The sequence below is a fragment of the Halobacillus litoralis genome, assembly GCF_009856355.1.
Lineage (GTDB): Bacteria > Bacillota > Bacilli > Bacillales > Halobacillaceae > Halobacillus > Halobacillus litoralis_B.
In genome coordinates this window covers 529,372-551,835 of the sequence record NZ_WMEW01000001.1, presented here as the reverse complement: position 1 = coordinate 551,835, position 22,464 = coordinate 529,372, and the positions used below count along the sequence as shown (strand labels likewise).

At 48.3% G+C, this 22,464-nt stretch carries 19 protein-coding genes and 1 riboswitch; of the genes, 14 read left to right on the top strand and 5 right to left on the bottom strand.

Going from position 1 to position 22,464, the window contains the following annotated elements:
• Positions 1–4: 4 nt before the first annotated feature.
• Positions 5–841 carry a tryptophan 2,3-dioxygenase gene (gene kynA / locus GLV97_RS02525; RefSeq protein ID WP_160888906.1) on the top strand — a complete coding sequence of 279 codons (837 nt, stop codon included), beginning with the start codon at positions 5–7 and terminating at the stop codon, positions 839–841.
• 94 nt (positions 842–935) lie between these two features.
• Positions 936–2,288: a polysaccharide deacetylase family protein gene (locus GLV97_RS02520; RefSeq protein ID WP_160888905.1), complete on the top strand. Its 1,353-nt coding sequence runs from the start codon at positions 936–938 to the stop codon at positions 2,286–2,288.
• Between the two features lie 40 nt (positions 2,289–2,328).
• Here the strand turns inward: GLV97_RS02520 and metX are convergent, their stop codons facing one another.
• Both metX and GLV97_RS02510 read right to left on the bottom strand, forming a co-directional pair.
• Positions 2,329–3,393, bottom strand: coding sequence for a homoserine O-acetyltransferase MetX (metX, locus tag GLV97_RS02515; protein WP_160837003.1), 1,065 nt, complete (start codon positions 3,391–3,393; stop codon positions 2,329–2,331).
• 23 nt (positions 3,394–3,416) lie between these two features.
• Positions 3,417–5,117: an O-acetylhomoserine aminocarboxypropyltransferase/cysteine synthase family protein gene (locus tag GLV97_RS02510; RefSeq protein ID WP_160888904.1), complete on the bottom strand. Its 1,701-nt coding sequence runs from the start codon at positions 5,115–5,117 to the stop codon at positions 3,417–3,419.
• Positions 5,118–5,227: 110 nt separating this feature from the next.
• Positions 5,228–5,336, bottom strand: a riboswitch (SAM riboswitch).
• Positions 5,337–5,479: 143 nt separating this feature from the next.
• Between GLV97_RS02510 and GLV97_RS02505 the strand changes: the two genes are divergently transcribed.
• The 5 genes from GLV97_RS02505 to GLV97_RS02485 all read left to right on the top strand — a co-directional run bounded on the left by GLV97_RS02505 (position 5,480) and on the right by GLV97_RS02485 (position 9,003).
• Positions 5,480–5,677, top strand: coding sequence for a DUF2188 domain-containing protein (locus GLV97_RS02505; protein WP_160836999.1), 198 nt, complete (start codon positions 5,480–5,482; stop codon positions 5,675–5,677).
• A 121-nt stretch (positions 5,678–5,798) separates the two neighbouring features.
• On the top strand, positions 5,799–7,016 hold the full coding sequence (locus GLV97_RS02500) for an NAD(P)/FAD-dependent oxidoreductase (RefSeq protein WP_160888903.1): 1,218 nt from the start codon (positions 5,799–5,801) through the stop codon (positions 7,014–7,016).
• Between the two features lie 41 nt (positions 7,017–7,057).
• The gene (locus GLV97_RS02495) at positions 7,058–7,513 is read left to right on the top strand and encodes a hypothetical protein (RefSeq protein ID WP_160836995.1); all 456 of its coding nucleotides are present in this window, start codon (positions 7,058–7,060) and stop codon (positions 7,511–7,513) included.
• Positions 7,514–7,571: 58 nt separating this feature from the next.
• Positions 7,572–8,537, top strand: coding sequence for an NAD(P)/FAD-dependent oxidoreductase (locus GLV97_RS02490; protein ID WP_160836993.1), 966 nt, complete (start codon positions 7,572–7,574; stop codon positions 8,535–8,537).
• A gap of 253 nt (positions 8,538–8,790) precedes the next feature.
• Positions 8,791–9,003, top strand: coding sequence for a hypothetical protein (locus GLV97_RS02485; protein WP_160836991.1), 213 nt, complete (start codon positions 8,791–8,793; stop codon positions 9,001–9,003).
• Between the two features lie 734 nt (positions 9,004–9,737).
• Here the strand turns inward: GLV97_RS02485 and rarD are convergent.
• On the bottom strand, positions 9,738–10,643 hold the full coding sequence (gene rarD, locus GLV97_RS02480; RefSeq protein WP_160888902.1) for an EamA family transporter RarD: 906 nt from the start codon (positions 10,641–10,643) through the stop codon (positions 9,738–9,740).
• Positions 10,644–10,909: 266 nt separating this feature from the next.
• On the bottom strand, positions 10,910–12,496 hold the full coding sequence (locus GLV97_RS02475) for an FAD-dependent oxidoreductase (protein WP_160888901.1): 1,587 nt from the start codon (positions 12,494–12,496) through the stop codon (positions 10,910–10,912).
• 230 nt (positions 12,497–12,726) lie between these two features.
• Here GLV97_RS02475 and megL point away from each other — a divergent pair, with 230 nt between their 5' ends.
• The 5 genes from megL to cls all read left to right on the top strand — a co-directional run bounded on the left by megL (position 12,727) and on the right by cls (position 18,410).
• Entirely contained in the window at positions 12,727–13,908 is a 1,182-nt protein-coding gene (gene megL, locus GLV97_RS02470; RefSeq protein WP_160888900.1) for a methionine gamma-lyase, read from the top strand.
• 141 nt (positions 13,909–14,049) lie between these two features.
• The gene (locus GLV97_RS02465; protein ID WP_160836983.1) at positions 14,050–14,544 is read left to right on the top strand and encodes a PTS sugar transporter subunit IIA; all 495 of its coding nucleotides are present in this window, start codon (positions 14,050–14,052) and stop codon (positions 14,542–14,544) included.
• A gap of 188 nt (positions 14,545–14,732) precedes the next feature.
• Positions 14,733–16,196 carry a glycoside hydrolase family 32 protein gene (locus tag GLV97_RS02460; RefSeq protein WP_237418545.1) on the top strand — a complete coding sequence of 488 codons (1,464 nt, stop codon included), beginning with the start codon at positions 14,733–14,735 and terminating at the stop codon, positions 16,194–16,196.
• A 77-nt stretch (positions 16,197–16,273) separates the two neighbouring features.
• Positions 16,274–16,822 carry a transcription repressor NadR gene (locus GLV97_RS02455; RefSeq protein ID WP_160840932.1) on the top strand — a complete coding sequence of 183 codons (549 nt, stop codon included), beginning with the start codon at positions 16,274–16,276 and terminating at the stop codon, positions 16,820–16,822.
• A 142-nt stretch (positions 16,823–16,964) separates the two neighbouring features.
• Complete coding sequence (gene cls / locus GLV97_RS02450; protein ID WP_160836977.1) at positions 16,965–18,410, top strand: cardiolipin synthase; 1,446 nt, start codon at positions 16,965–16,967, stop codon at positions 18,408–18,410.
• Positions 18,411–19,106: 696 nt separating this feature from the next.
• Here cls and GLV97_RS02445 read toward each other — a convergent pair.
• Positions 19,107–20,255, bottom strand: coding sequence for a S1C family serine protease (locus tag GLV97_RS02445; protein ID WP_160836975.1), 1,149 nt, complete (start codon positions 20,253–20,255; stop codon positions 19,107–19,109).
• Positions 20,256–20,436: 181 nt separating this feature from the next.
• Here GLV97_RS02445 and GLV97_RS02440 point away from each other — a divergent pair, with 181 nt between their 5' ends.
• Positions 20,437–21,123, top strand: a complete 687-nt coding sequence (locus tag GLV97_RS02440; RefSeq protein WP_160836973.1) for a response regulator transcription factor — start codon at positions 20,437–20,439, stop codon at positions 21,121–21,123.
• Entirely contained in the window at positions 21,120–22,460 is a 1,341-nt protein-coding gene (locus GLV97_RS02435) for a sensor histidine kinase (RefSeq protein WP_160888898.1), read from the top strand. The genes GLV97_RS02440 and GLV97_RS02435 overlap by 4 nt, the downstream gene beginning before the upstream one ends.
• Positions 22,461–22,464 lie beyond the last annotated feature (4 nt).

Sequence of the window (22,464 nt, the reverse complement as noted above, 5' to 3'; positions counted from 1 at the left end):
ATGCTTGACTCAAGAACCGCCGAAAGGCAGTGAAGGTGTGCATACCGATTTTTCCGAACGTATGACCTATGGAGAATATCTACGCTTAGACGAGCTGTTGGAATCGCAGAAGCCTCTCTCTTCCCATCATGATGAAATGCTTTTTATTATGATCCATCAAGTTAGTGAATTATGGATGAAATTGATGCTGCACGAACTACAGGCGGCGATCCGTTCGATTCAGAACGATGATATGCAGCCGGCCTTCAAAATGCTTGCCAGAGTTTCAAGCATTCAGAAGCAGATTATCCACGCGTGGGATGTGCTGGCAACGATGACGCCCTCGGAATATATGGAATTCCGCGATCAATTAGGCCAGGCTTCAGGCTTTCAATCCTACCAGTACCGGATGATTGAATTCTCTCTTGGGTATAAGACCGATGCTGTATTGAAGATTTACAGGAAAGATAAGAAACTTCACAGCCGCCTGGAAGAGGCCTATAAGCAGCCAAGCTTATATGATGTCACCCTTGAACAGCTGGCCAAGGCAGGCTTTGATCTGGACCCGGAAATGCTGGAAAGAGATTACACCCGGATGTATGAACAGAATCCTACGGTTGAAGCTGCATGGGCGTGTGTGTATAAAGATGTGGATCGATACTGGCATTTATACCAGCTGGCTGAAAAGCTTGTAGATTTGGAGGACAGTCTCCAGCAATGGCGGTTCCGTCATATGAAAACGGTGGAAAGGATCATTGGTCATAAGAAAGGAACAGGAGGATCCACGGGCGTCGGCTACTTGAAAAAAGTCCTCGATCACCGTTTCTTTCCTGAGTTGTGGGATGTGCGCACCCATTTTTAATGACAGAATAGACTGAATATATCTGATCGATTAAATGATTGTTACATTTGTGTTACAATAGGTTGTGTGACTAATAGATAAAGAGGGAAGAGTTATGAGACAACCTATTATATATATATCACTGCTGGTCGTTTTAGTTGTATCAGGATGCTCATTTATCGCAAAAGCCAATGAAAATGATTCTAAACAATCCGATGAAATCGAACCCATATACGATATCGATATGAAGACGGAGCTGGTGGAGCACAATGAATACCACATTACCATCCACTATCCGCAGACAACCAATAATCAGGTGAACCAGACGATTGCCGATTACGTCAATCAACAGAAGGCCGATTTTAAGCAGGCCAGCTATCAGAATAAACAATCCGGGGAAAGTTCTGAATCCCATGAACTTCACGTGGATTTTGAAATGCTTTATCAGGATCACCGCTTCTTTGTCATCCGTTTCATTGAAACGATGGACGTAGGCGGAAGCAGGGTTATTAAAAACCAGACCGTTATGAATTTTGATAAGAAGGACGGCCGTAAGCTTGATTTGGACGAGCTTATGAAGAATGATCCCGACGTGCTTGATGAACTGGCTGCCCTGACAGAAGAAGCACTGAGTGAAGAAGAATTGTCCAGCCGCTACAATGTTCCCCTGCACGTGAATAAGCGGACATTCGAGGATGTGGCTCTTACGAAAGAAGGTGTGAGGGTGTATCTTCAGGCAGAAGACGGGACGTCAGGCTATGTGCTCGTCGATTTCGATGATGTGAAGGGGCTCATTCAGGATGAGCTTGCAGAATCTTTGGAATCCGCTTCTGCCCCTTCGGAAACCTCCTCCTCTGAACAAGTCGAATCCGGCCGGGTGGAGTCCGTGTCCACCAATGATTTTGAAGTGGAAACGGAGAAGAAGGAAGTCGCTCTCACTTTTGATGATGGTCCCCATCCGAAATGGACCAGTGAAATTCTTACTCTTTTGGATGAGTATGATGCCAAAGGTTCGTTTTTCATGATTGGAAAACGGGTATCCTACTACCCGGAAACCGCCCGGATGGTGGCTGGAGAGGGGCATGAAATCGGTAATCATACCTGGGATCACCCCCGTCTCGCCCGGTTGAGTCCGGAAGAAGTGGATGAACAGATTCTCGCCACCCAGGACGTCATTAAACAGGCTGCGGGAATAGAAACAGTTGGATTGAGACTGCCGTTCGGGGAAGAGCCGCCAAAAGCTTATAAAGGCGATTGGAATACGGTTCCATGGACGCTCTATTCAGAGGAATGGAGAGAACAGGAGCCGGAGGAAATCGCGGAAGATATTACATCGCAGGCAGGGAATGGGTCTGTGATTCTTCTGCACGAACTGCAGAGCCAGACACCTGAAGTGGTGGAGATTGTATTGGAACGGTTAACGGCCGAAGGTTTCCAGTTCGTGAGCGTCAGCGATCTTGAGTCATAATAAAACGGGTAGACAAACATCGTGTTTGTCTACCCGTTTTTCATTGTGTTTCGTCTCCGTTCAGTTCCTCTTTGATGAATGGTCCCCATCGATCGAATTCAACGAGAAAACCATCATGACCGTAATCCGTGGGAATATGCCTGTGGACGGCCTTCGGTGCGGCTGATGCAAAGGCAGAGATCAGCTCTTCCGGATAAAGCAGGTCGTGTTCAAAACTGAACGTAACCATGTCTGCTTTGTATTGAGCGGCGGCTGCTTTCCATCCTCCGCGGTTTCTCCCGATGTCATGGTTGTTCATAGCATCGAGGAGGTAGAGGTAGCTGTTCGCATCAAATCTTTCTTTGATTTTATCTCCCTGATAATCCAGATAGGACTGAATTTCATAGGTATCCCCGCCGTTGGAGCGGTCAAACCTTTTCTCGAAGAGGGTGGGGCTTCGATAAGTGACCATACCTGTCATCCGCGCAATTTCAAATCCTTGAAGGGACTCGTTGGTCGCGTATTCCCCGTCTTGAAAAAGAGGGTCGTTTTTGATGGCTTTTGCACCAATGTGATTGAAGGCGATGCCGTAATCACTCAAGTAGGGGGTGGCAGCCATAATCAACAATTTCTCCATGAAATCAGGATAGAGGAGCCCCCATTCATACGTCTGCATGCCTCCCAGGGACCCGCCGGCAACAGCCTTAACCTGATGGATGCCCATCTTTTTCAATGCTTCATACTGGGCACGGACCATATCACGGATGGTCACTTTAGGGAACTTTTGACGGAAGGGTTCACCTGTATCAGGGTTCAGGCTGGCAGGACCGGTCGATCCGTGGCAGCCTCCCAATACATTAAACGTAATCACTTGAAACAAAGAGGTGTCGATTGGACAGCCTTCTCCGATTAATCCAGCCCACCAGCCGGGCTGCTCTTCTGTACCCACAGCTTCCTGGTTTCCTGTTAAAGCGTGGCAGACGACGATCACGGGAGCGTGGACAGGACCGCTGCGTTCATAAGCCAGTTCTACCGATTCGAGCCGGCCGCCGGATTCGAAATGGAAAGGCCCGAGCTCAATGGTTTCCAAAGCGTCTGTCTGGCTGGCGGGGTTTTTTAAAGACATGCTTTCATTCTCCTTTCTGGCCATTATACAGTGATGAGCGTTTGGGATAAACTATGTCCGGAACGGATGGACACGACAGCCTCGTGAAGGCTGACTCCGGATAGGATTCGTTCACTTTCCAACGAAGAGGCGGCCCGGGACCAGATGATCGCCGGTCTGGCTGACTGGACTGAATTTGCTTGATTTTCCGTGAGGCTTTCAAAGTACAGTACATCGAAAGCCGTATTATTCTGCTCGAGGACTTCTTCTATACTCGAGAATGTCTTCACATCAAAGCCGAATCGTTCCAGCTTGACCGCTTCCTCCTGAAGTCCTCCCTGTTGTTCAGGGACGATGCCGATCGTTTTTTTGCGGAGCTCTCCATTGGACCGATCAAGAGAGGAACGGAGGATTTCCTCAGCCGGATGTGACTGTTCCTGATAAGGCAGGCTGTACCCATTCGCTTTTTCAATGGCTTGATCCAAGTCGCTGATAAGATCCGCTGTCGATTCCAGACCGACCGAAAGGCGGACAAGTTCTTCGGTTACCCCTGACTTTTTCAAGTTTTCATCATTCAACTGCTGGTGAGTGGTGGAGGCCGGATGGATAATTAATGATTTTGCATCTCCGACATTGGCTACATGAGACCAGAGGGTGGAATGGTCAATCAATTTACGACCGGCCTCGCGTCCGCCTTTGATCCCGAAAACAACCATGGAACCGGCCCCGCCTTTCAAGTACTTCTCAGCCAGGTCATGGGTGGGGTGGTCAGGAAGACCCGGATAATTGACCCATTCCACGCCTTCATGACGCTGCAGGTATTCGGCAATTTCCTGAGCCTGGTCGGCATGCTTTTGAATCCTTAGGTGGAGTGTTTCCAGCCCTTGCAGCAGCAGAAAGGCGTTCTGCGGGCTCAGGCACGCACCAATGTCCCTCAACAGCTGGACACGCAGCTTAATGGCATATGCCGCAGGCCCTGCGTCCAGACCGAAACGGATGCCGTTATAACTTTCATCAGGCTCCGTAAAGCCTGGGAATTTTTCGTGATTCCAGTCAAAACGTCCGCTGTCTACAACGATGCCCCCGATAGCTGTTCCATGGCCGCCGATCCACTTCGTTGCGGAATGGACGACGATATCGGCTCCCCATGAAATCGGTTTGCATACATAAGGTGTAGCAAAGGTGTTGTCGACGATCAACGGGATGTGGTGGGCGTGGGCGATATCTGCCACCGCTTCAAAATCCAGCACATTCAGACTCGGGTTGCCGATGGTTTCAGCGAAAATGGCTTTCGTTTCAGGTGTAATGGCTTCCTCGAAGGCATTAGGATCGTTCCCATCTACAAAAATGACATGGACGCCATAGCGGGGAAGGGTGTGGACGAATAAGTTATACGTGCCTCCATACAGGTTGGATGAAGTGATGATGGTATCACCGGATCCGGCAACGTTTAGAACCGCCATTGTGATGGCCGCCATCCCGGAAGCAGTGGCTACAGCTGCCGCCCCGTCTTCAAGGAGTGCTACACGCTGTTCAAATACATCGACGGTCGGGTTTGTAATTCTTGAATAAATATTGCCCGGTTCGGCAAGTGCAAAAAGATTCTGGGCATGGTCCGTATCATTAAATACATACGAGGTCGTCTGGTAGATGGGAACCGCACGTGAACCCGTCGCTGGATCGGCTTCCTGTCCTCCGTGAAGCAGCTGCGTTTCGTCTCTGTACACATGATTTGAGTTGGTCATTTAATAATTCCTCCTTAGAATTGCTGGGACATCCCGATACTTGGAGTAGAGGGAATAAGAAAAACCCCCTTCTGTAAGTAAGAAGAGGGTTTTTTATGTATGTTTACCTCCCCTTATCTTTCAGATCATCTGATCTGTAGGATGTAGCACCTTTTCAAGTTTTTCTTGAAGGTTGCCGGGCGTCTCAGGGCCTAGTCCCTCTGCCGCTCTCGATAAGAGTTTTCAATATTTAATTTATCTGACTTGTTTGAAATTATAAAGGGGTCCTGCTCTCTTGTCAATTCCCAGCTTGTAAGCCGGGCGTTTAAATCTGGAAACGTGCGGGAATGGATAACTAAGTCTATGATGAAGGAGATGTTTTCATGAAGGAATATAGTGTAGTACCTAATAAAGATGTAACCGGTTGGTTTGTAAAAATTGAGGATGTGGCTCCGACAGATATGTACGACGAGCGTGACACAGCTGTAGAAAAGGCAGAAGAAATCGCCCAGCAGAATAAACCGAGCCGCTTGTACATTCTGGATCAGAATCACGAAGTTGAAGAAGAACGTACCTTTTAAGAAAATCCCCGTCCAGGGGATTTTTTTATGCCTTCCTTCAACCATCCATCCGGTGCTGTAGTTTTTTTTAGGAAAACCGATTATGATGAGACACAGGTTGAGAGAGAAAGGAAGGAGCAGAATGAATCACACATACGACATCATCATCACAGGGGCCAGAGCAGCTGGAGCGAGTCTGGCTGTTTTGCTGGGAAGGATGGGGAAGCGCGTGCTTCTCGTTGATAAAGCCGATTTTCCGAGTGACACACTGTCCACTCACTTTATGTCGCACACACGCTTCTTGGAGGAGCTGGGTATTCTTCAACCATTGGAAGAGACCGGTTTGAGAAAAGTCACCCGGATGCGGACGTATATCGGTCAAAGCTTTATGGAAGGTCCGAGGCCCGCTTATACGATCATTCCGAAACGGGATGTGCTGGACGCCATGCTCATTGAGCAGGCCGAAGCCCTGGATACGGTTACGTTTATGCCCCGGACATCAGCGAGAGGACTCATGAAGGAGGGAGGACGCGTCATTGGTCTTCACCTTGAGACGGAAGGCCGGGCGTGTACGGCTTATTCCGAATGGGTGGCTGGAGCGGATGGGAAAAATTCGAACATCGCTGCCTGGGCAGGAGCGCAGAAATATAGAGAAACAAAACCGCTCCGGCCTGTCCTGTACGGCTATTACACAGGCGTGGAGCCGCTGCGCGAACCTGTAACGGAAATCTTTCTGCATGAGGGGCGGATCGGCTTTGTCTTTCCGATGGAGAAAAACCGGGACTGTCTGGGGATTGAAATCCATCCCGAAGAGTTTGCGTCCATGATGAAAGCACCGAAAGACACGTTTGAACAAACGTTTAATCAATTTTATGGCATGAAACAGCGATTAAAGCAGGCTTCTCTGCAGGGGAAGATCATCGGAACCCCCGGAATGCCGAACTTTTTCAGGAATGCTTATGGAGAGGGATGGGTTCTTCTTGGAGATGCCGGTCACAGCAAAGACCCCAGTACGGGACTTGGCATCAATGATGCGTTTCTGCAGTCTTTTCTGCTGGCTGATGCCTTTCAGCAGATGGATGAGGGAGTCGATTGGAAAACGGCCCTGGATCGTTTTCAAAAGCAAAGAGATGAGCAGCTGCTGCCTGGGTTTCAGCTGACCTTGGATTACATTCATTCACTCCGGAAATGGACCAGCAATGAAATGGCATTGTTTCAAACCATTGCTGCCAATCCCATGGCCTGGAATAAGCTCATGCCTCACCTGGGCAGGCATTTAAAGGAAGACACCAAAGACTTTCCTCTTTTCTATCAATCGGTGGAATGGGAAGCCTCCTCCTTCGGTTTTAGGAAGGATTAACTTCCTTTAAGGGCGAAATGGTACAGAGAGGTGATGAGAAGATGGAATGGTCAAAAGCATCGGCTTTCGATAAGCTGCAGGAAATTTACACGGATAAAGTGATGCAGGACGAAAAAAGAAGGATCTTTCAAATGGTGTACCGCCATCTGCATGGCCATCTGGACGATCTTGACGTAGAGACAGGTCTGACAGAAAAAGCTGAGAAACAATTGAAGTTTTTTAAAGAATACACATTTATGCCGGGAGATAATTTGTTTCAATCGATGCGCTGGGTCTTTTTAGTCGCCCGGGGGGAGAAACCGAAAGAAGCAGAGGAAACGAGGGGACATCTGGATCGGATCTACCGTTCTTTGTATCAGCCGGCTGGTTTAAAGAATCCGGCCGTTCCTGAAACCTTCTGGGAAACGCCGCTTGGCGTCGCCTGCCTGGTGGCAGAAGAAGGGGTCGAGGCGGTCTATCCCATACTTGATGAGGTCCTGGAAGTCGAAAGGATATAGTACGGATGCATGTGCTTTTTTATAAGTTAGGAAGCACAAGATAAGGAGAGGGTAAAGGATGGAACATTATGAAGTGACCATTATCGGTGCGGGTCTTGCAGGAATAACAGCTGCCCGCCGTCTGATGAAGCAGGGGAGGTCGAATATCCTGCTTGTTGATAAAGGAAAAAGTGTCGGTGGACGCCTGGCGACACGCCGGATTGCCGGCGGCAGAGCCGACCATGGGGCGCAGTTTTTCACGGTCCGCTCAGAAGAACTGGCTGAAGAAGTCCAGGAATGGCTGGATGCAGGATGGGTAAGGGAATGGTTCGGGGATGATCATCCGCGGTATACGGCTGTAGACGGAATGAACGGTCTTGCCAAGCAGCTTGCCGATGGTATTCCGACATTACTGGAAACAAGAATTGAAAAGCTGCTGGAAAACGATGGAGGGTACCGGGTGTACGGGGCGGATGGTTCCGAATGGCAGACGGACAGCTTGTATTTGACGATGCCTGCTCCGCAGGTACTGGAACTTTTCAGAAATAGTACGGTGAGCATGCCTGAACCTGTGAAAAAACAGTTGAAAGGAATTTTATTTGAACCGACATATGTTGGTTTGTTTGAATTTAACAAACCGACGGAACTTCCCGGCCACGGCCATCTGGATCAAGAACTTCCGGAAGGTGTGGAGCGTATCGTCGATCACAGCAAAAAAGGCATCTCCGAAGATGTGATCGTCAGTGTCTATATGACAGGAGACTGGTCAAGAAAGTACTACGGGGAAGATTATGTGATGTCCCTGGTGAAGGAAAAGGCAGAGGCCTATCTTCCATGGGACGACCTTGAGTCGGAGCAGCTGAAGCGCTGGCGGTACGCCCAGGCGAAGAAGGTTATGAAGGAATCCTGTCTTGATGTGAGTGGAGACGGGAGACTCATCGTTGGAGGAGACGCATTTCTCCGGCCGAATGATGAAGCAGGACGTACTCGTTTCGAAAGTGCTTATCTATCTGGAAAAGATGCCGCAGCCCATCTGCGCTGGTAGAAACAGAGCATAAAGGGAAAGTGGTCCGCTTATTCTATGAATTTGCAGCATAAAAAGAGAGGCGTTCTCGTAAATAGAACGTCTTCTTTTTTTAGTTCATGGCTTTGTCACGTGCTGATATTTGATTGTATGGATATAATTCCCACAAGGTGTAGATTGGATGGAATGGAAGGCGGACTCCTTTTCAGTGCAGGACTCATAAACTTTGAGGAGTAGATCTTCAAAAAGCGGCAGATTAGAAAGGGGAAGGTGGATGTTTGCAAAGAGTAAAACGACACCAGGAAAATGGCTTGTTTACTTAGGATTATGGATTTTTGCCGCTGGATTTGCGTTCAGTGAGATTGTCGGCCTTGATGATACGCCATATTTATTGGAAGCTGCCTCAATCCCTTTGATGGTCATAGGATTATTGATGCTGCTCTCATCAAATTTCTTTACTAAGAAACGTTCAGAAAATAGAAGTTGAAGGCATTACGAATTCAGGTCTTCCATTATTCGGTGCTTTAGCTGAATTTATCAAATATGTAAAAGGAACTTTCATGAATTTTGAGGGTTCCCTTTTTTGTAGTCGGTGGTGACGCCAGCGGCAGGCGCTCACCGATAAGCAGGACGTGACGATATAACAGTATGCGGGCAGCAGTAAATGCTGATGGTCTTGGGGCGTTCTCTATATGAGAACGCCCCAGCTTGTAGGGAAACCCCTGTTTCTTTACAAGCTTTTTTTCTTACCGCCAGGAGCGAAAGACCCTTCCCTTTCCGCGGACGAGCGCCCGAGCTTCCTCGCAGAAAACCACGCTCGGTGATCTCGGCCCACTCGTTCTTCCGCAGGAGAGGAAGGGGGACCGCTCCTTGGGGATTCTTTAAAATCGACAAAGACTCTTATTCACCCCGCTCACCCTTGCTGGATGGAGGGCAGTCTTTTTCATATTCCGGCAGGCAGCCGTTATCAGAGTCTGTTCTTTTCCACGAAAGCGGCATAGCGCAGCCCCTGCCGTTCTTTTGAATCTGCGATCCTGCTTAGGGCACAAACTCTCGTCTATATATGCTAATGTCGGCATGAGGAGCGTTCGGTGGTGATGCCCGCGGCATTCATACACCGATAAGCGGAAAGTGACCCTTCACACGACAAATGGACAACTCTAACTGGTTATCTCAGGCTTTTTCTACTGTCAAAGGCGTTCTCTATATGAGAACGCCCTTTTATCTGACTTTCGGCTCATATTTCTTCATGCGTTTCATACGAGCCATCGTGTAAACCGCAAGTCCTGACCAGATGAATGTAAAAGCGACAGCATGCACCGATGTGAATGGTTCATCATAAAGGAACACACCGATGACCAGCATAATCGTTGGGGCAAAATACTGTAGGAATCCGACCATGGAGAGGGGAATCCGTTTGGCGCCCGCAGAAAATAAAAGCAGCGGGACAGCCGTCACGACTCCTGCGCCGAATACAAGGAGTGTTGTAAGCGATCCCCAATTCACAGAAGCCCACGGCCCGCTCTGCTGCTGAACCAGGAAGAACAGGGCGGCTGGTGTGACGATCAAGGTCTCAATGGTCAGGCCGAACATCGCGTTCAACGGTACCAGCTTCTTCAAGAGACCGTATGTACCGAAGCTGAAGGCAAGCAGCAGAGCAAGCCAGGGGACGGAACCGAACTTTAGTGTCATATAAAGGACACCTGTACCAGCGAGAGCAAAAGCGAGCCATTGGGCTTTCGAAAAGCGTTCCTGAAGAAAAATCATGCCCAGCAGAATGCTCACCAGTGGGTTGATGTAATAGCCGAGGCTGGCTTCGACCACGTGGTCGGTATTGACGGCAAGTATGTAGGTGACCCAGTTGATACTGATGGTCACAGAAGCCAGGGTTATTCCGATCATCTGCCGCTTATTCTTTAATATTCTTCGGCATTCTTTGAGAAAAGGCTGCTGTTTTTGAAGAACGACAATAATCAAGCTCATGAAGACAAAAGACCAGACGATACGGTGGGCAAGAATTTCAAAAGCGGAAATATCCTGTATCCACTTCCAGTAGATCGGAAGAATCCCCCAGAGAATATAGGCTCCGGCTGTATAGATGATCCCGGGTTTTTGATCGTTTTCCATCTCTGTTCTCCTCTCTTTTGAAAGGTGATAGACGTGTGTCCGATTCATTATAGCACCAAAGAAGCAGCTGGATAGAAAGAAAAGCTCTGGACCCATTTGTTAGGATTCCTTTACCAGGGAGATGGCTGACACCCGGAGTGGGGCGATAGGGGAAGCGGGTGTGGGAAGAAGAGGGTGTGGATGAAGTGGAAAAGGAAAAGCCGGAACGATGCTGAAACATCGTTCCGGCTTTTCCTCATTCCCATCTTTTTTTCAAGGCTTTATGTTTATGGAGTGTCTTGTGGCTGATCGGGATCATCAAGGCTTTGAAACGGGAGTTCAGTCTGGTTATCAATTGCTATCTTCAGCAGCGGCTGATCTGCCGGTCCTTCCATGACTGATCCGTCATAAGAAAAGCGGGAGCCATGGCAGGGACAGTCCCATGAATGCTCCGCACTGTTCCATTCCACCTCACATCCGAGGTGTGTACAGGTCGTATCCACGACGTGCAGCTGTCCATCATCATCCCGAAAGGCACCGGCCCGCTGCCCTTTCCATTGCACGACCATTCCTTCGCCTTTCTGTAAACGATTCGGTGTATCCTCCACCAGTTCGACTTTTCCTTCCACAAGGTGGGAGGCTACATCGAAATTCTGGGATATGAACTGTTTCATACTCGGATCTGACTTGAACCGGGAAGGTTTGAAAAGGTCATGGAACAACGACGTTTCCCCACATACATATTCGGTGATCAGCTGGGCAGCCAGTGTCCCATTTGTCATCCCCCATTTGCGGAATCCGGTCGCGATGAAAATCCGGTCATTTCTTCGAGTAATCGGCCCGATATAGGGGACTTTATCAAGCGTCGTTAAATCCTGAGCCGACCATTGGAAAAGCTTCTTCCTGACGCCGAACGTCACGGCAGCAAATTCTTCGAGTGCCCGGTAGTGGAAGCTTGTATCGACACCCTGTCCGGTTTTATGGCTTTCCCCGCCAATGATCAGCACTTTTTTTCCGTCGTAATCGGCCGTTCGGATGGAGCGCTTCGGTTCATCGATAGAAAGGTACATGCCTTCAGGGACTTCCTGTTCCGGTTCGACAGCGATCACATAGGATCTCTCAGCATACATCCGGGAAAAGTAGAGGCCTTTTCCATCATAAAAAGGGAAATGGCTGCAGGATACCAATTTCTCACAAGAGACGGTGTGTCCGCTGCCTGTTTTCACTTCAAGCCGGTCTTTTTCAGTGACATCGACCGCTTTCGTCTGTTCGTAAATCTCTCCGCCGAGATTTACAAATTCTTCGGCGAGTGCCTTTAAATATTTCACAGGATGGAACCGTGCCTGATCTTTCATGTGCAGTGTTTTTTCAGCATCCAGGCTGAAAGGGAGTGCATGACCGGTACCCCCGGGGATGTCCAGTTTTTCATAGGCCTCGTACTCCTTTTCCAGCTTTAAGGAGCCTTTACGGGTGGTTGCGAATAAACAGGCGTCTTCCTGCGCCCAGTCACAGGAAATGTTGTACTTATCCACCCACTCTTTCATGGTATGGAGAGCCTTCGTCTGAGCCTGGTAATAGAGGGAGGCTTGTTCTTCACCAAAGTGCTTAATCAGCTCGTGATAAATCAATCCGTGCTGAGCGGTGACTTTGGCTGTTGTATGCCCGGATGTGCCGTTGATTAATCGATCTTCTTCAAGCAGGACGACTTTTCGGCCGGTTTTCGCCAGCAGGTATGCCGTCGTTATTCCGGTAATTCCACCACCGATAACAGCGACTTCCGCAGATGTATCTTCTTTTAACGGTTCATAGGAAGACAAGGAAGTGTCTTCCCTCCATAAAGGTTCAGGTTGTGTCCAATGTTCGTACTGTGTCATAGTAACCCTCCTCAAAGGTGATTTTCTCTCAGTGTTTCCTTTTCATACCAAATCATGTATTTGACCTGAATATAAGTTTTCACCTGACATATCCAGGAATATCGGAGCAGAGACAGCGTGGAAGAACGAGAGCATGTGAAATGAATATAGTAGATAAAGGGGGAGCCTTTTCCCTCTTTTTTTGATAAACTATTAATGCAAACGCTTACAATGAAGGAAGGGGAAGGGATATGAGAAAGAAACATATGGAAACAAAGATGATCCACAATGAGTCATGTAAAAATAATGAAACGGGAAGTCTGACCACCCCGATCTATCAAACCTCCACGTTTTCGTTTGCTTCTGCGCAGGAAGGAGCGCGGAGGTTTGCTGGTGAGGAGGAGGGATACATTTATTCAAGGCTGGGAAATCCAACCGTCGCCCAGTTTGAAGAAAGAATGGCTGCTCTGGAAGGTGGGGAAAAAGGACTGGCTTTTGCATCCGGTATGGCAGCGGTTTCGGCTGTCCTTATTGCACTTACGAAAGCCGGTGACCACATTGTCTGCTCCAATGGGCTTTATGGATGTACGTATGGTCTGCTGAAGATGATGGAAGAGAAATATGGAATCACTCATGATTTCTGCTCCATGGAGACCGCAGAGGAATTGAAGCAGACCATGACGGATCGGACGGCCTGTATTTTCGTAGAAACGCCGATTAATCCAACGATGAAAGTCATCGACTTGGAAATGGTGTCCCGGACAGCCTCTTCGACAGGCGCTCCTGTGGTTGTTGATAATACGTTCTGCACGCCCTATCTGCAGCGGCCGCTCGATCTTGGATGCGACGTTGTTGTTCACAGTGCCACGAAATATATAGGAGGACACGGCGATGTGGTGGCGGGTGTCGTCGTAGGCAGTCATTCATTCATGGAAAAACTGGCTTCTTCCCAACAGAAGGATATCGGAGGGATTTTATCTCCTTTTGATGCCTGGCTGTTAATCAGAGGTATGAAAACGATGCACCTCCGGATGGACCGTCATAGTGCCAATGCGTCAGAAATAGCCGCCCGCCTGATGCGTCATCCGAAAGTGAAGAACGTGTATTACCCGGGTTTTCAAGATGACAGGCAGGGGGCTGTCGTGCAGAATCAAATGAAGACCGGAGGGGGAGTCATTGCATTTGAATTGAACGGCGGACGGGAGGAAGCGGAGCGGTTCATCAACCGGCTGGACCTCATTAAGATTGCAGTCAGTCTGGGAGATGCCGAAACATTGATCCAGCATCCTGCTTCCATGACTCATGCAGTCGTTCCTGAAGAGCAGCGGAACGCTATGGGCATTCATGAATCGCTCATCCGTATATCCGTCGGACTCGAAGCCGTGGACGATATTTGGTATGATTTATATCAGTCCCTCTCGGAAGTTGATTAACGCGTCAAAGCCGTGACACTTGTCCGGCTTTTTGTTTTGTTCAGCGTTTATCCTTTTCGGTGCAGGGAAAAGTAAAAGTAGCTTCATGAACAACCGTGAATCTATCTTTAACATTCTTACATTCATAAAGGACGGTGCCGTATGTTTAAAAAATTATTCGGTAAAAAAAATGAAGAAGAGCAGCTGACTGCTCCTGTCAGCGGAAAAGTAGTCGCTCTTGATGAAGTGGATGATCCTGTATTCAGTCAGCGTATGATGGGCGATGGCGTTGCTATTGAACCCGCAGACGGAAAAGTAGTCAGTCCTGTATCCGGAGAAATCGTTCAACTGTTCCCAACCAACCATGCCGTAGGAATCAAAACGAAATCCGGCGTGGAAGTCCTTGTCCACATCGGTCTTGAAACGGTATCTATGGAAGGCGAAGGATTCGAAGGCCACGTAAAAGCCGGAGACCAGGTGAAGGCTGGAGATCATTTGATCACCTTTGATATGGACCTTGTTAAGGAAAAAGCGAAGAGCACGATTACGCCTGTCATCATTACCAACTATGACGATATCGTGGACTCTTTTGAACCATCCTATAGTGATCATGCGGAAGCGGGTCAGTCCACGGTGGCTGTCTTAACGACGAAGTAAATAGAAGAAGCCTAAAATGCCTTTGTGTTTTAGGCTTTTCTCTTTTTTATGATGCATGTAGGAGTCAGTGGAGTTTTCCGGAGGGGAAGGAATCTTAGATATCTGCCCGTGTACCAATGGAAAACAGACAGGAAACGCTATATAATAGGTGGAAAGAATCAGGTATTTATACATAAAGGGGGATGACATTGGCTGATCGAGATGAGGAACTGAGGGAACTGGCAGAAGCAGAAATACGTAAAAACCAAGGCAGCGTTGAAGCGGATCCCTACCGCCTCACATACCATCATATGCCTCCAACAGGATTGATGAATGATCCGAACGGATGGATTCAGTGGAACGGGACCTATCACTTGTTTTATCAGTGGCTGCCTTTTCATACAGGCCATGGAGCCAAGTTCTGGGGGCATCGGACCTCGGAGGATTTGATTCACTGGACCGAGCAAACGCCGGCGCTGACACCATCTGAATGGTTTGATAAGGACGGAGCGTTCTCAGGAAGTGCTGTCGTTGCCGATGATCAACTCCATCTTTTCTATACGGGAAATCTAGATGGAGACACAGGTCCTGAAGAAGAGTATCAGTGTGCCGCTGTTTCGGTTGATGGGATAAACTTTAAGAAAAAGGGTGTCGTCATCGAGCGTCCTGAAGGGTATACGAGCCATTTCCGTGATCCGAAAGTGTGGCATCATGAAGGGAACTGGTACATGATTGTCGGGGCGCAGACGATGGACAAGCAGGGGCAGGTCCTTTTGTATCAATCACAGGACCTGGAAAACTGGGAGTTTATCGGCCCTGCCGCAGGGAGTTTCCGAGGGCCGCTGAAAGCATTCGGTTATATGTGGGAGTGCCCGGATCTCTTTCCTTTGAACGGCCGGGATGTATTGATTGTTTCTCCACAGGGGCTTGAACCGGATGGTATGGACTACGCCAACACTTATCAAAGCGGATTTTTCACGGGAACACTGGATTATGATACAGGAAGCTTTGATCATGGAGCTTTTCGGGAGCTTGACCGGGGCTTTGAGTTTTATGCGCCCCAGACGATGGAGGATGAGCAGGGAAGACGTCTGCTTATAGGATGGATGGGCGTTCCGGATCAAGAGGAAGAGGCTCATCCGACGACCGCCAACCATTGGATACATGCTCTTACACTTCCAAGAGAATTGACATGGAAGGACGGCCGGCTGATGCAGTCCCCCGCGGAGGAGCTGCAGGCAATGAGGGGACCGGTCCTTCTGCATTCATCCATCACCATAGAGAATGACCAGAAAGCTGTCAGAGGAGTAGAGGGACGGTCTATCGAACTGAATCTTGAATTTGAAAAGCTCGGGGATCAGTTTGCGCTGGAATTCTATCAATATGCTTCTCTCAGCTATCGGAAAGGCGTTTTGACTTTGTCACGCCCCCGTCTGGACGAGCATTCGAAAACAGAATTCCGGAGAGTCCGTCTGGAGCAGCCGTTGAACAGCTTGAGAATCTTCGCGGACACATCAAGCCTGGAAATTTTCGTGAACGGAGGCGAGGAGGTCTTCACATCCCGGATTTTCCCGCAGCCGGAGGAAGAGCATATTTTGTTTACTTCTCTTGGGGAAAGTACCTTCTCGATCGAAAAGTGGAATCTGTCAGGGTGGACGCTTGAGCAGGGGTGACTCCCTGCCAAGCTTCCTGAACATTGTCTTATTATGGTAAGATAGGGGTACGTAATTTGCACGAAGGGGTCATGTCTATGAGTCAATCTTCTAAGAAAATGAAAGCAAATGAAAGGCGGGAGTACATCCTCACCCTCCTGAAACAGCGGGGGGTACCAATTACAGGAAGTGCTCTGGCTGAAGAAATGAATGTAACAAGGCAGGTGATCGTCGGTGACGTCTCTCTGTTAAAAGCGGGGAACGAACCGATTGTCGCTACCAGTCAGGGCTATATGTATATGTCAGAGGCTAAGGAAGATCTGGCTTACCAACGGACGATTGTCTGCCGTCACGAAGGCAGTGAGACGGAAGATGAATTGAATATACTGGTCGATCACGGCGTCCACGTCCGCGACGTTGTGGTAGAGCACCCGGTTTATGGTGATCTGACCGCACGACTTCAAATCTCAAACCGCCGGGATGTGAAAAAATTCATCGAAAAAGTCCGTTCCACCAATGCTCCTTTCCTACTCGAGCTTACGGGCGGCATCCATACTCATACAATCGCTGCAGAGAGCAGAGAAGCTCTTGATGAAGCAGAGCAGGCTCTTAAGGAAGCAGGGATCCTCCTGGAATATCAGGGATAGACGTGCAGGAGACAGGCATCATAAGAAGCGCCTGTCTTTTTTTATGGTATTTTTTAGATGATTTCATTCCTTTACAAACCTGGATGAGACGAAGAATATGATATATTGAGAGAAATGGTGTTCATTAAAGGCAGGTGTGTACATGGTAGACATATTTCCGATCTTATTAAGTATTATTCTTGGATTAAACGTCCTGCTGGCCCTGGCGATCATTTTCCTTGAGCGGAGGGATGCCAGTGCGACGTGGGCCTGGCTCATGGTGCTTTTATTCATTCCTATTGCAGGCTTCCTGCTGTACCTGATTTTCGGGAGGCGCCTGAACCGGAAAGAAATCTTCACATGGGATAAAAAAAGCCGGCTGGGCCTCCTTACAGCTGTTCAGGAGCAGTTGACGGCTATAAAGGAAGGGCATCTGGAAGTCCAGCATAAAGATATTATTCCTTATGAAGATCTTATTTACATGCATCTTAAAAATAACGATGCCCTCCTTTCCCAGAACAATGCCGTCCAGATCTTTACGGATGGACAGAAGAAATTCCAGGCCCTTCTTGAAGATATTGAACAGGCAGAGGATCACATTCATCTGCTGTATTATATCCTCCGGGATGATAATCTGGGCCAACGTCTCGCAGACGCCTTGATCCGAAAGGCTCAAGCCGGTCTTGAAGTAAAGCTTCTCTATGACGATATGGGCTCAAGGCTTTTGAAGAAAGGCTACCTGAAGAAGATGAAGCAGGCCGGTATTCAGGTGGAGTCTTTTTTTCCATCCTTTATACCGAAGGTCAATTTAAAGATTAATTACCGCAACCATAGGAAACTTGCCATCATTGATGGAAAAATCGGCTATACGGGCGGGTTCAATATTGGTGATGAATACCTCGGGTTCAATAAACGTTTCGGCTATTGGCGGGATACCCATCTCCGTGTGGAGGGGGAAGCTGTGAACAATATGCAGACGCGTTTCATCCTTGATTGGAACCATGCCTCACGCAGGGATATTGTTTATGAAGAACGCTACTACAAGGCAGAGCCGAAGGGTGATGTCGCCATGCAGATTGTTTCAAGCGGGCCTGACTCGGAATGGGAGCAGATCAAACACGGCTATTTGAAGATGATCTTATCGGCGAAAAAATACGTGTATATCCAGACTCCGTACTTTATTCCGGATGACAGTCTCCTTGATGCCCTTCGTGTCGCCGTTCTTTCAGGCGTGGATGTCCGGATTATGATTCCGAACAAACCGGATCACCCTTTTGTCTACTGGGCGACGTATTCGAATATCGGTGATATGTTGAAGGCGGGGGCCACGGTTTATATTTATCAAAAAGGATTCCTCCATGCCAAAACGATTGTCGTAGACGATAAAATCGCTTCCGTCGGGACGGCCAATATTGATGTGCGCAGCTTCCGGCTGAATTTTGAAGTCAATGCATTTCTGTATCATCCTGACGCAGCGACAGAACTGTCCGACCGTTTTCATGAAGATATCATGGATTCTACTCAACTTACCCTGCCTCTTTATCAATCAAGGTCAACGTGGATTCGTTTTAAAGAAGCGATCTCCCGGCTGTTGTCGCCGATCTTATAATGTAAAAACCCCTGCCGGTCACAGGCAGGGGTTTTTAGACTGTAAATATAGGATTTATCGTGCTCATATATCTTATGACTGGTCACGTTCCGCTTAACGATGGAAGCCTGCCGTGGGCATCGGGATTTTATTTAAGATAAGGTTATCTCCCTTCGGATGGAAAAATCGTCGCCGCGAAAGAACATTTTCATTATAAGATTTTTAATTCACAGGATACAAAACCAAAAAAACGTTCGTTTGCAGGAACGGCGGCTTTCCAAGCATCAAAAGGTTCGCTTTTTTTGACTTTGGAAAAGTTTCCGTTTCTGAAGGTATTGGAAAAACACAATGTTCCCTCTCCGTTATATCTGAAAAAAACCCCTGCACACGGTGTGCAGGGGTTTTTTGAGAGAGGTTGATTTGGTTTTACTTCGATCATAGAAAGGACGGAGCGGCAGGCATCAAACAAACAGGATAGGAGGGGGGGATCTCAGCTGTTTGATGACACCGGTCGATCTGTCGTTTCTTTAACTGCCCCGGTTCTCAAAAAGGAGGTTAGTCTTTAGGAGAAGCCGGGACTCCACTTTACTTTGACTGGCTGTAGAAACAGGAAAGGCCTTCTTGTCCGTCGGCATAGGGGTTGGGGTCCGGTGGACGAAGCCTGACTGTTCCACTTACTTCCTGTTCGTATCCGTATTCTTCATATCTGTTCAATACTTACTGAGAGGTCAGTGTGAGTTGGACGGTGGTTGGGTTCCCGTCCCGGTACACTTCAAGCTCTACGGTATCTCCGTTCTGTGACTGGTTGTAGAGATACTGCCGTAGACTGATGAGTGTGTCTACTTTATTTCCGTCGATGGCGGTGATGACATCGTAACGTTCCAGTCCTGCTTCCTGAGCAGGCGAACCTTCCTCGACACCCTGGACTAGGACGCCATGGGTGATGTCAGCTGGTAAACCCAGTTCACTTTCCAGAACAGGATTAGGGATCTGGCTTACATCCTGCAGGGAAACTCCCATATAAGGGCGTTGTACTTCGCCGTTGGTCTCTAAGTCTTCAATCACAGGCTTGGCTGCGTTCATAGGAATCGAAAAGCCAATACCTTCGACTTCGGCCTGGGCGATTTTCATAGAGTTGATACCAATGACTTCACCTTGAAGGTTAATCAGCGCACCACCACTGTTGCCCGGATTAATGGCTGCATCTGTCTGTATGACTTCGGTCTGCCAGTCGGCCTGCTGGTCACCGTTGATATCCACCGGGATGTTCCGGTTCAATCCACTGATGATTCCTTTGGTGGCAGAGCCTGCGAACTCCATGCCCAGCGGGTTGCCGATCGCTATGGCTGTCTGGCCGATCTCTACGTCATCGGCATTTCCTAAATCAGCAACTTTCTCGACATGTTCGCTATCTATTTGTAAAACGGCCAGGTCTGTCAATGGGTCGCTGCCTTTTAATTCGGCTTCTACTTTGGTCCCATCACTAAGGATGACTTCAAGGGCTGAAGCATTCTCAATAACATGATGGTTGGTGACGACAAATGCCTGATCACCTTCTTCTTTGTAAATGACCCCGGAACCTGTGCCGGCCTGTTGTGTTCCCTGAGCTGAACTTTGAATGTTGCTTATACCAACGACAGCCGGCGATACCTCGTTCACAGCTTGAGTGACATCTTCCTGGTTCTGTCCGATATTCACTTCATCCGCCTGCGCTGTCGGCTCTTCCGTGTTGATTTCAATAGAAATCCCTTTCCATTGAAATACGGTCGTTACGATGAAAACAGCAATGATGGCGCCCAGGACGCTGAAGGCGATGCCTGACCGTTTATACTGTTTTCGATGTACGTTCTTCTCATCATCCAACATAGAGTAACGGCTGCCCCTTTCTTGAAGATTTGCTGGTATGTCTTTGGTGTTTCCCTCTGACACTTTTTATTATAGGAATGACTTATGGAATGACTTTGGAGAAAATGTGTAAAAAGTGTGTAATGGAAGAGGAAGTTTCGAAAATGTGAGAGAATAAAAGAAAAAACCAGGAGGAAACATGATGAATCGACTCATTGGATTGGTGGAAGATGATCCAAACATCAGAGATATAGTAGAAGCCTACCTGAAGAAAGAAGGCTATCAAGTGACCAGCGTGGAAACAGCGGAGGAGGCCTGGGGGATATTCGAGGAGTCTTCTCCGGATCTCTGGGTTCTGGATATCATGCTGCCGGGAATGGACGGATATGAGTTCTGTAAGAAAATCCGTCTGACATCAGAGGTCCCTATTATCATCATTTCAGCTAAAGATGATGAAATCGATAAAATCCTTGGACTTGAACTGGGAGGGGACGATTACTTAACGAAACCGTTCAGCCCGCGGGAGCTGGTCGCCAGGGTGAAGCGACACTTGAAACGGTGGGAGGCGATGAAGCCTCTTTCTGAAGAGGAGCTTGATGTAATCAAAGCCGGCGATCTTGAATTGAGTGAAGCAGAAAGGCGGGCCTATTTCAAAGGGGTGGAAGTGGAAGTAACGACCAAGGAATTTGAACTGCTCCGAATTCTGGCTTCCCAGGAAAATCGGGCTTTTTCCAGAGAAGAGCTTCTCATTAAGGTATGGGGTGATGATTATTATGGCAGTGACAGAGCCGTCGATGATCTGGTCAAGCGATTACGCAAGAAGATCAGGGAACTCCCGATTGAGACGGTCTGGGGTCATGGATACAGGTTAAGGGACCAGTCCTCATGAAACTGCTCTATCAACTAAATGCCGCTTTTACGGCGTTGATTATTATTGTGATGTCCATTACCGCTTTTTTCGTTTATTCCCTCTTAATGGATATGCTCATTCAGGATGAACAGCGCCAGTTGAAAGGGAGGGCGGAACTCCTGATCGACTTGATCAATGATCAGGATGCCGACCGCACCCCGGAGTTATCGCAGTTGATTCAGGACCGCAATTATCCCATTTTGTTGTTCGACAGCGAAAATGGTGAAATCCTTTTTCGTACAATGCCCGCTTCTATTGCTGCCTCCTGGATGGAGCGGTATGAAGAAGAACTGGAAGGAGAAGAAGTGTGGGAGAGTGACGGGGAAAAGTATGTGGTTTATGATTTTCCGGTCAACGCCGGGAACAGCCAGATTCTCGTGATGGCTACACCGTTAAATGACCTGCAGGCGGTCCAGTCTGTATTTGCCATCCGGATGATTATGGTCTTCTTAATCGGGCTTCTCCTTGCTCTGATCGTCAGTTATATATTAACGTGGCGGCTTGTTACGCCGTTGACGAAGCTGAAGCAGGAAGTGAAAAAGATTGAAAAACGCCGGTTTGATGATGTCAAACAGGTCCAGGCTTCAGGGGAAATCAAAGAAGTCGAGCAGAGCGTGCGTCACATGGCTGCTGAACTTGCCCGGTACATTCATTCTCAGAAACAGTTTTTCCAAAATGCATCCCATGAGTTGAAAACGCCGCTTATGTCGATACAAGGATACGCAGAAGGGATACGGGACGGTATATTCCAGGGAGAGGCTGCAGAAAAGGGGCTGACCGTCATGGTCAGTGAAACGGAACGTTTGAAAAAAATCGTCAATGAAATGATTCTGCTTGCCAAGCTCGACAGCAGTGAAGACGTCTACCACCCTGAGCAGACAGATATCACGGAAGTGGTCATCCAGGCGAGGGACAGACTGATCCCGCTTGCAAATGATAAGGAAATGACGATTGATCTGAATGGCGGCCCCTCTTTCTATTCCTTTGTAGATGGAGAGCGTATACTACAGGCGATCATCAACATATTAAGTAATGCTGTCCGTCACGGGACTCATCACGTGGCTGTCGATATCGAAACAGCAGCGGAACAGATGAAGGTCAGGATTAAAGACGATGGAACAGGGATTCCTGAGGAACTTCTCCCGCAGATGTTTGAGCGGTTTATCAAGGGGAAAGAAGGGGAAACGGGGCTCGGTCTTGCCATAGCCCGGGCGATCATCGAAAGGAGTGGAGGGACCATCCAGGCCTACAATCGGGATGATCAACCCGGTGCTGTTTTTGAAATCCGTTTTCAAAGGAAAGACGAGCTGCTCTAACATG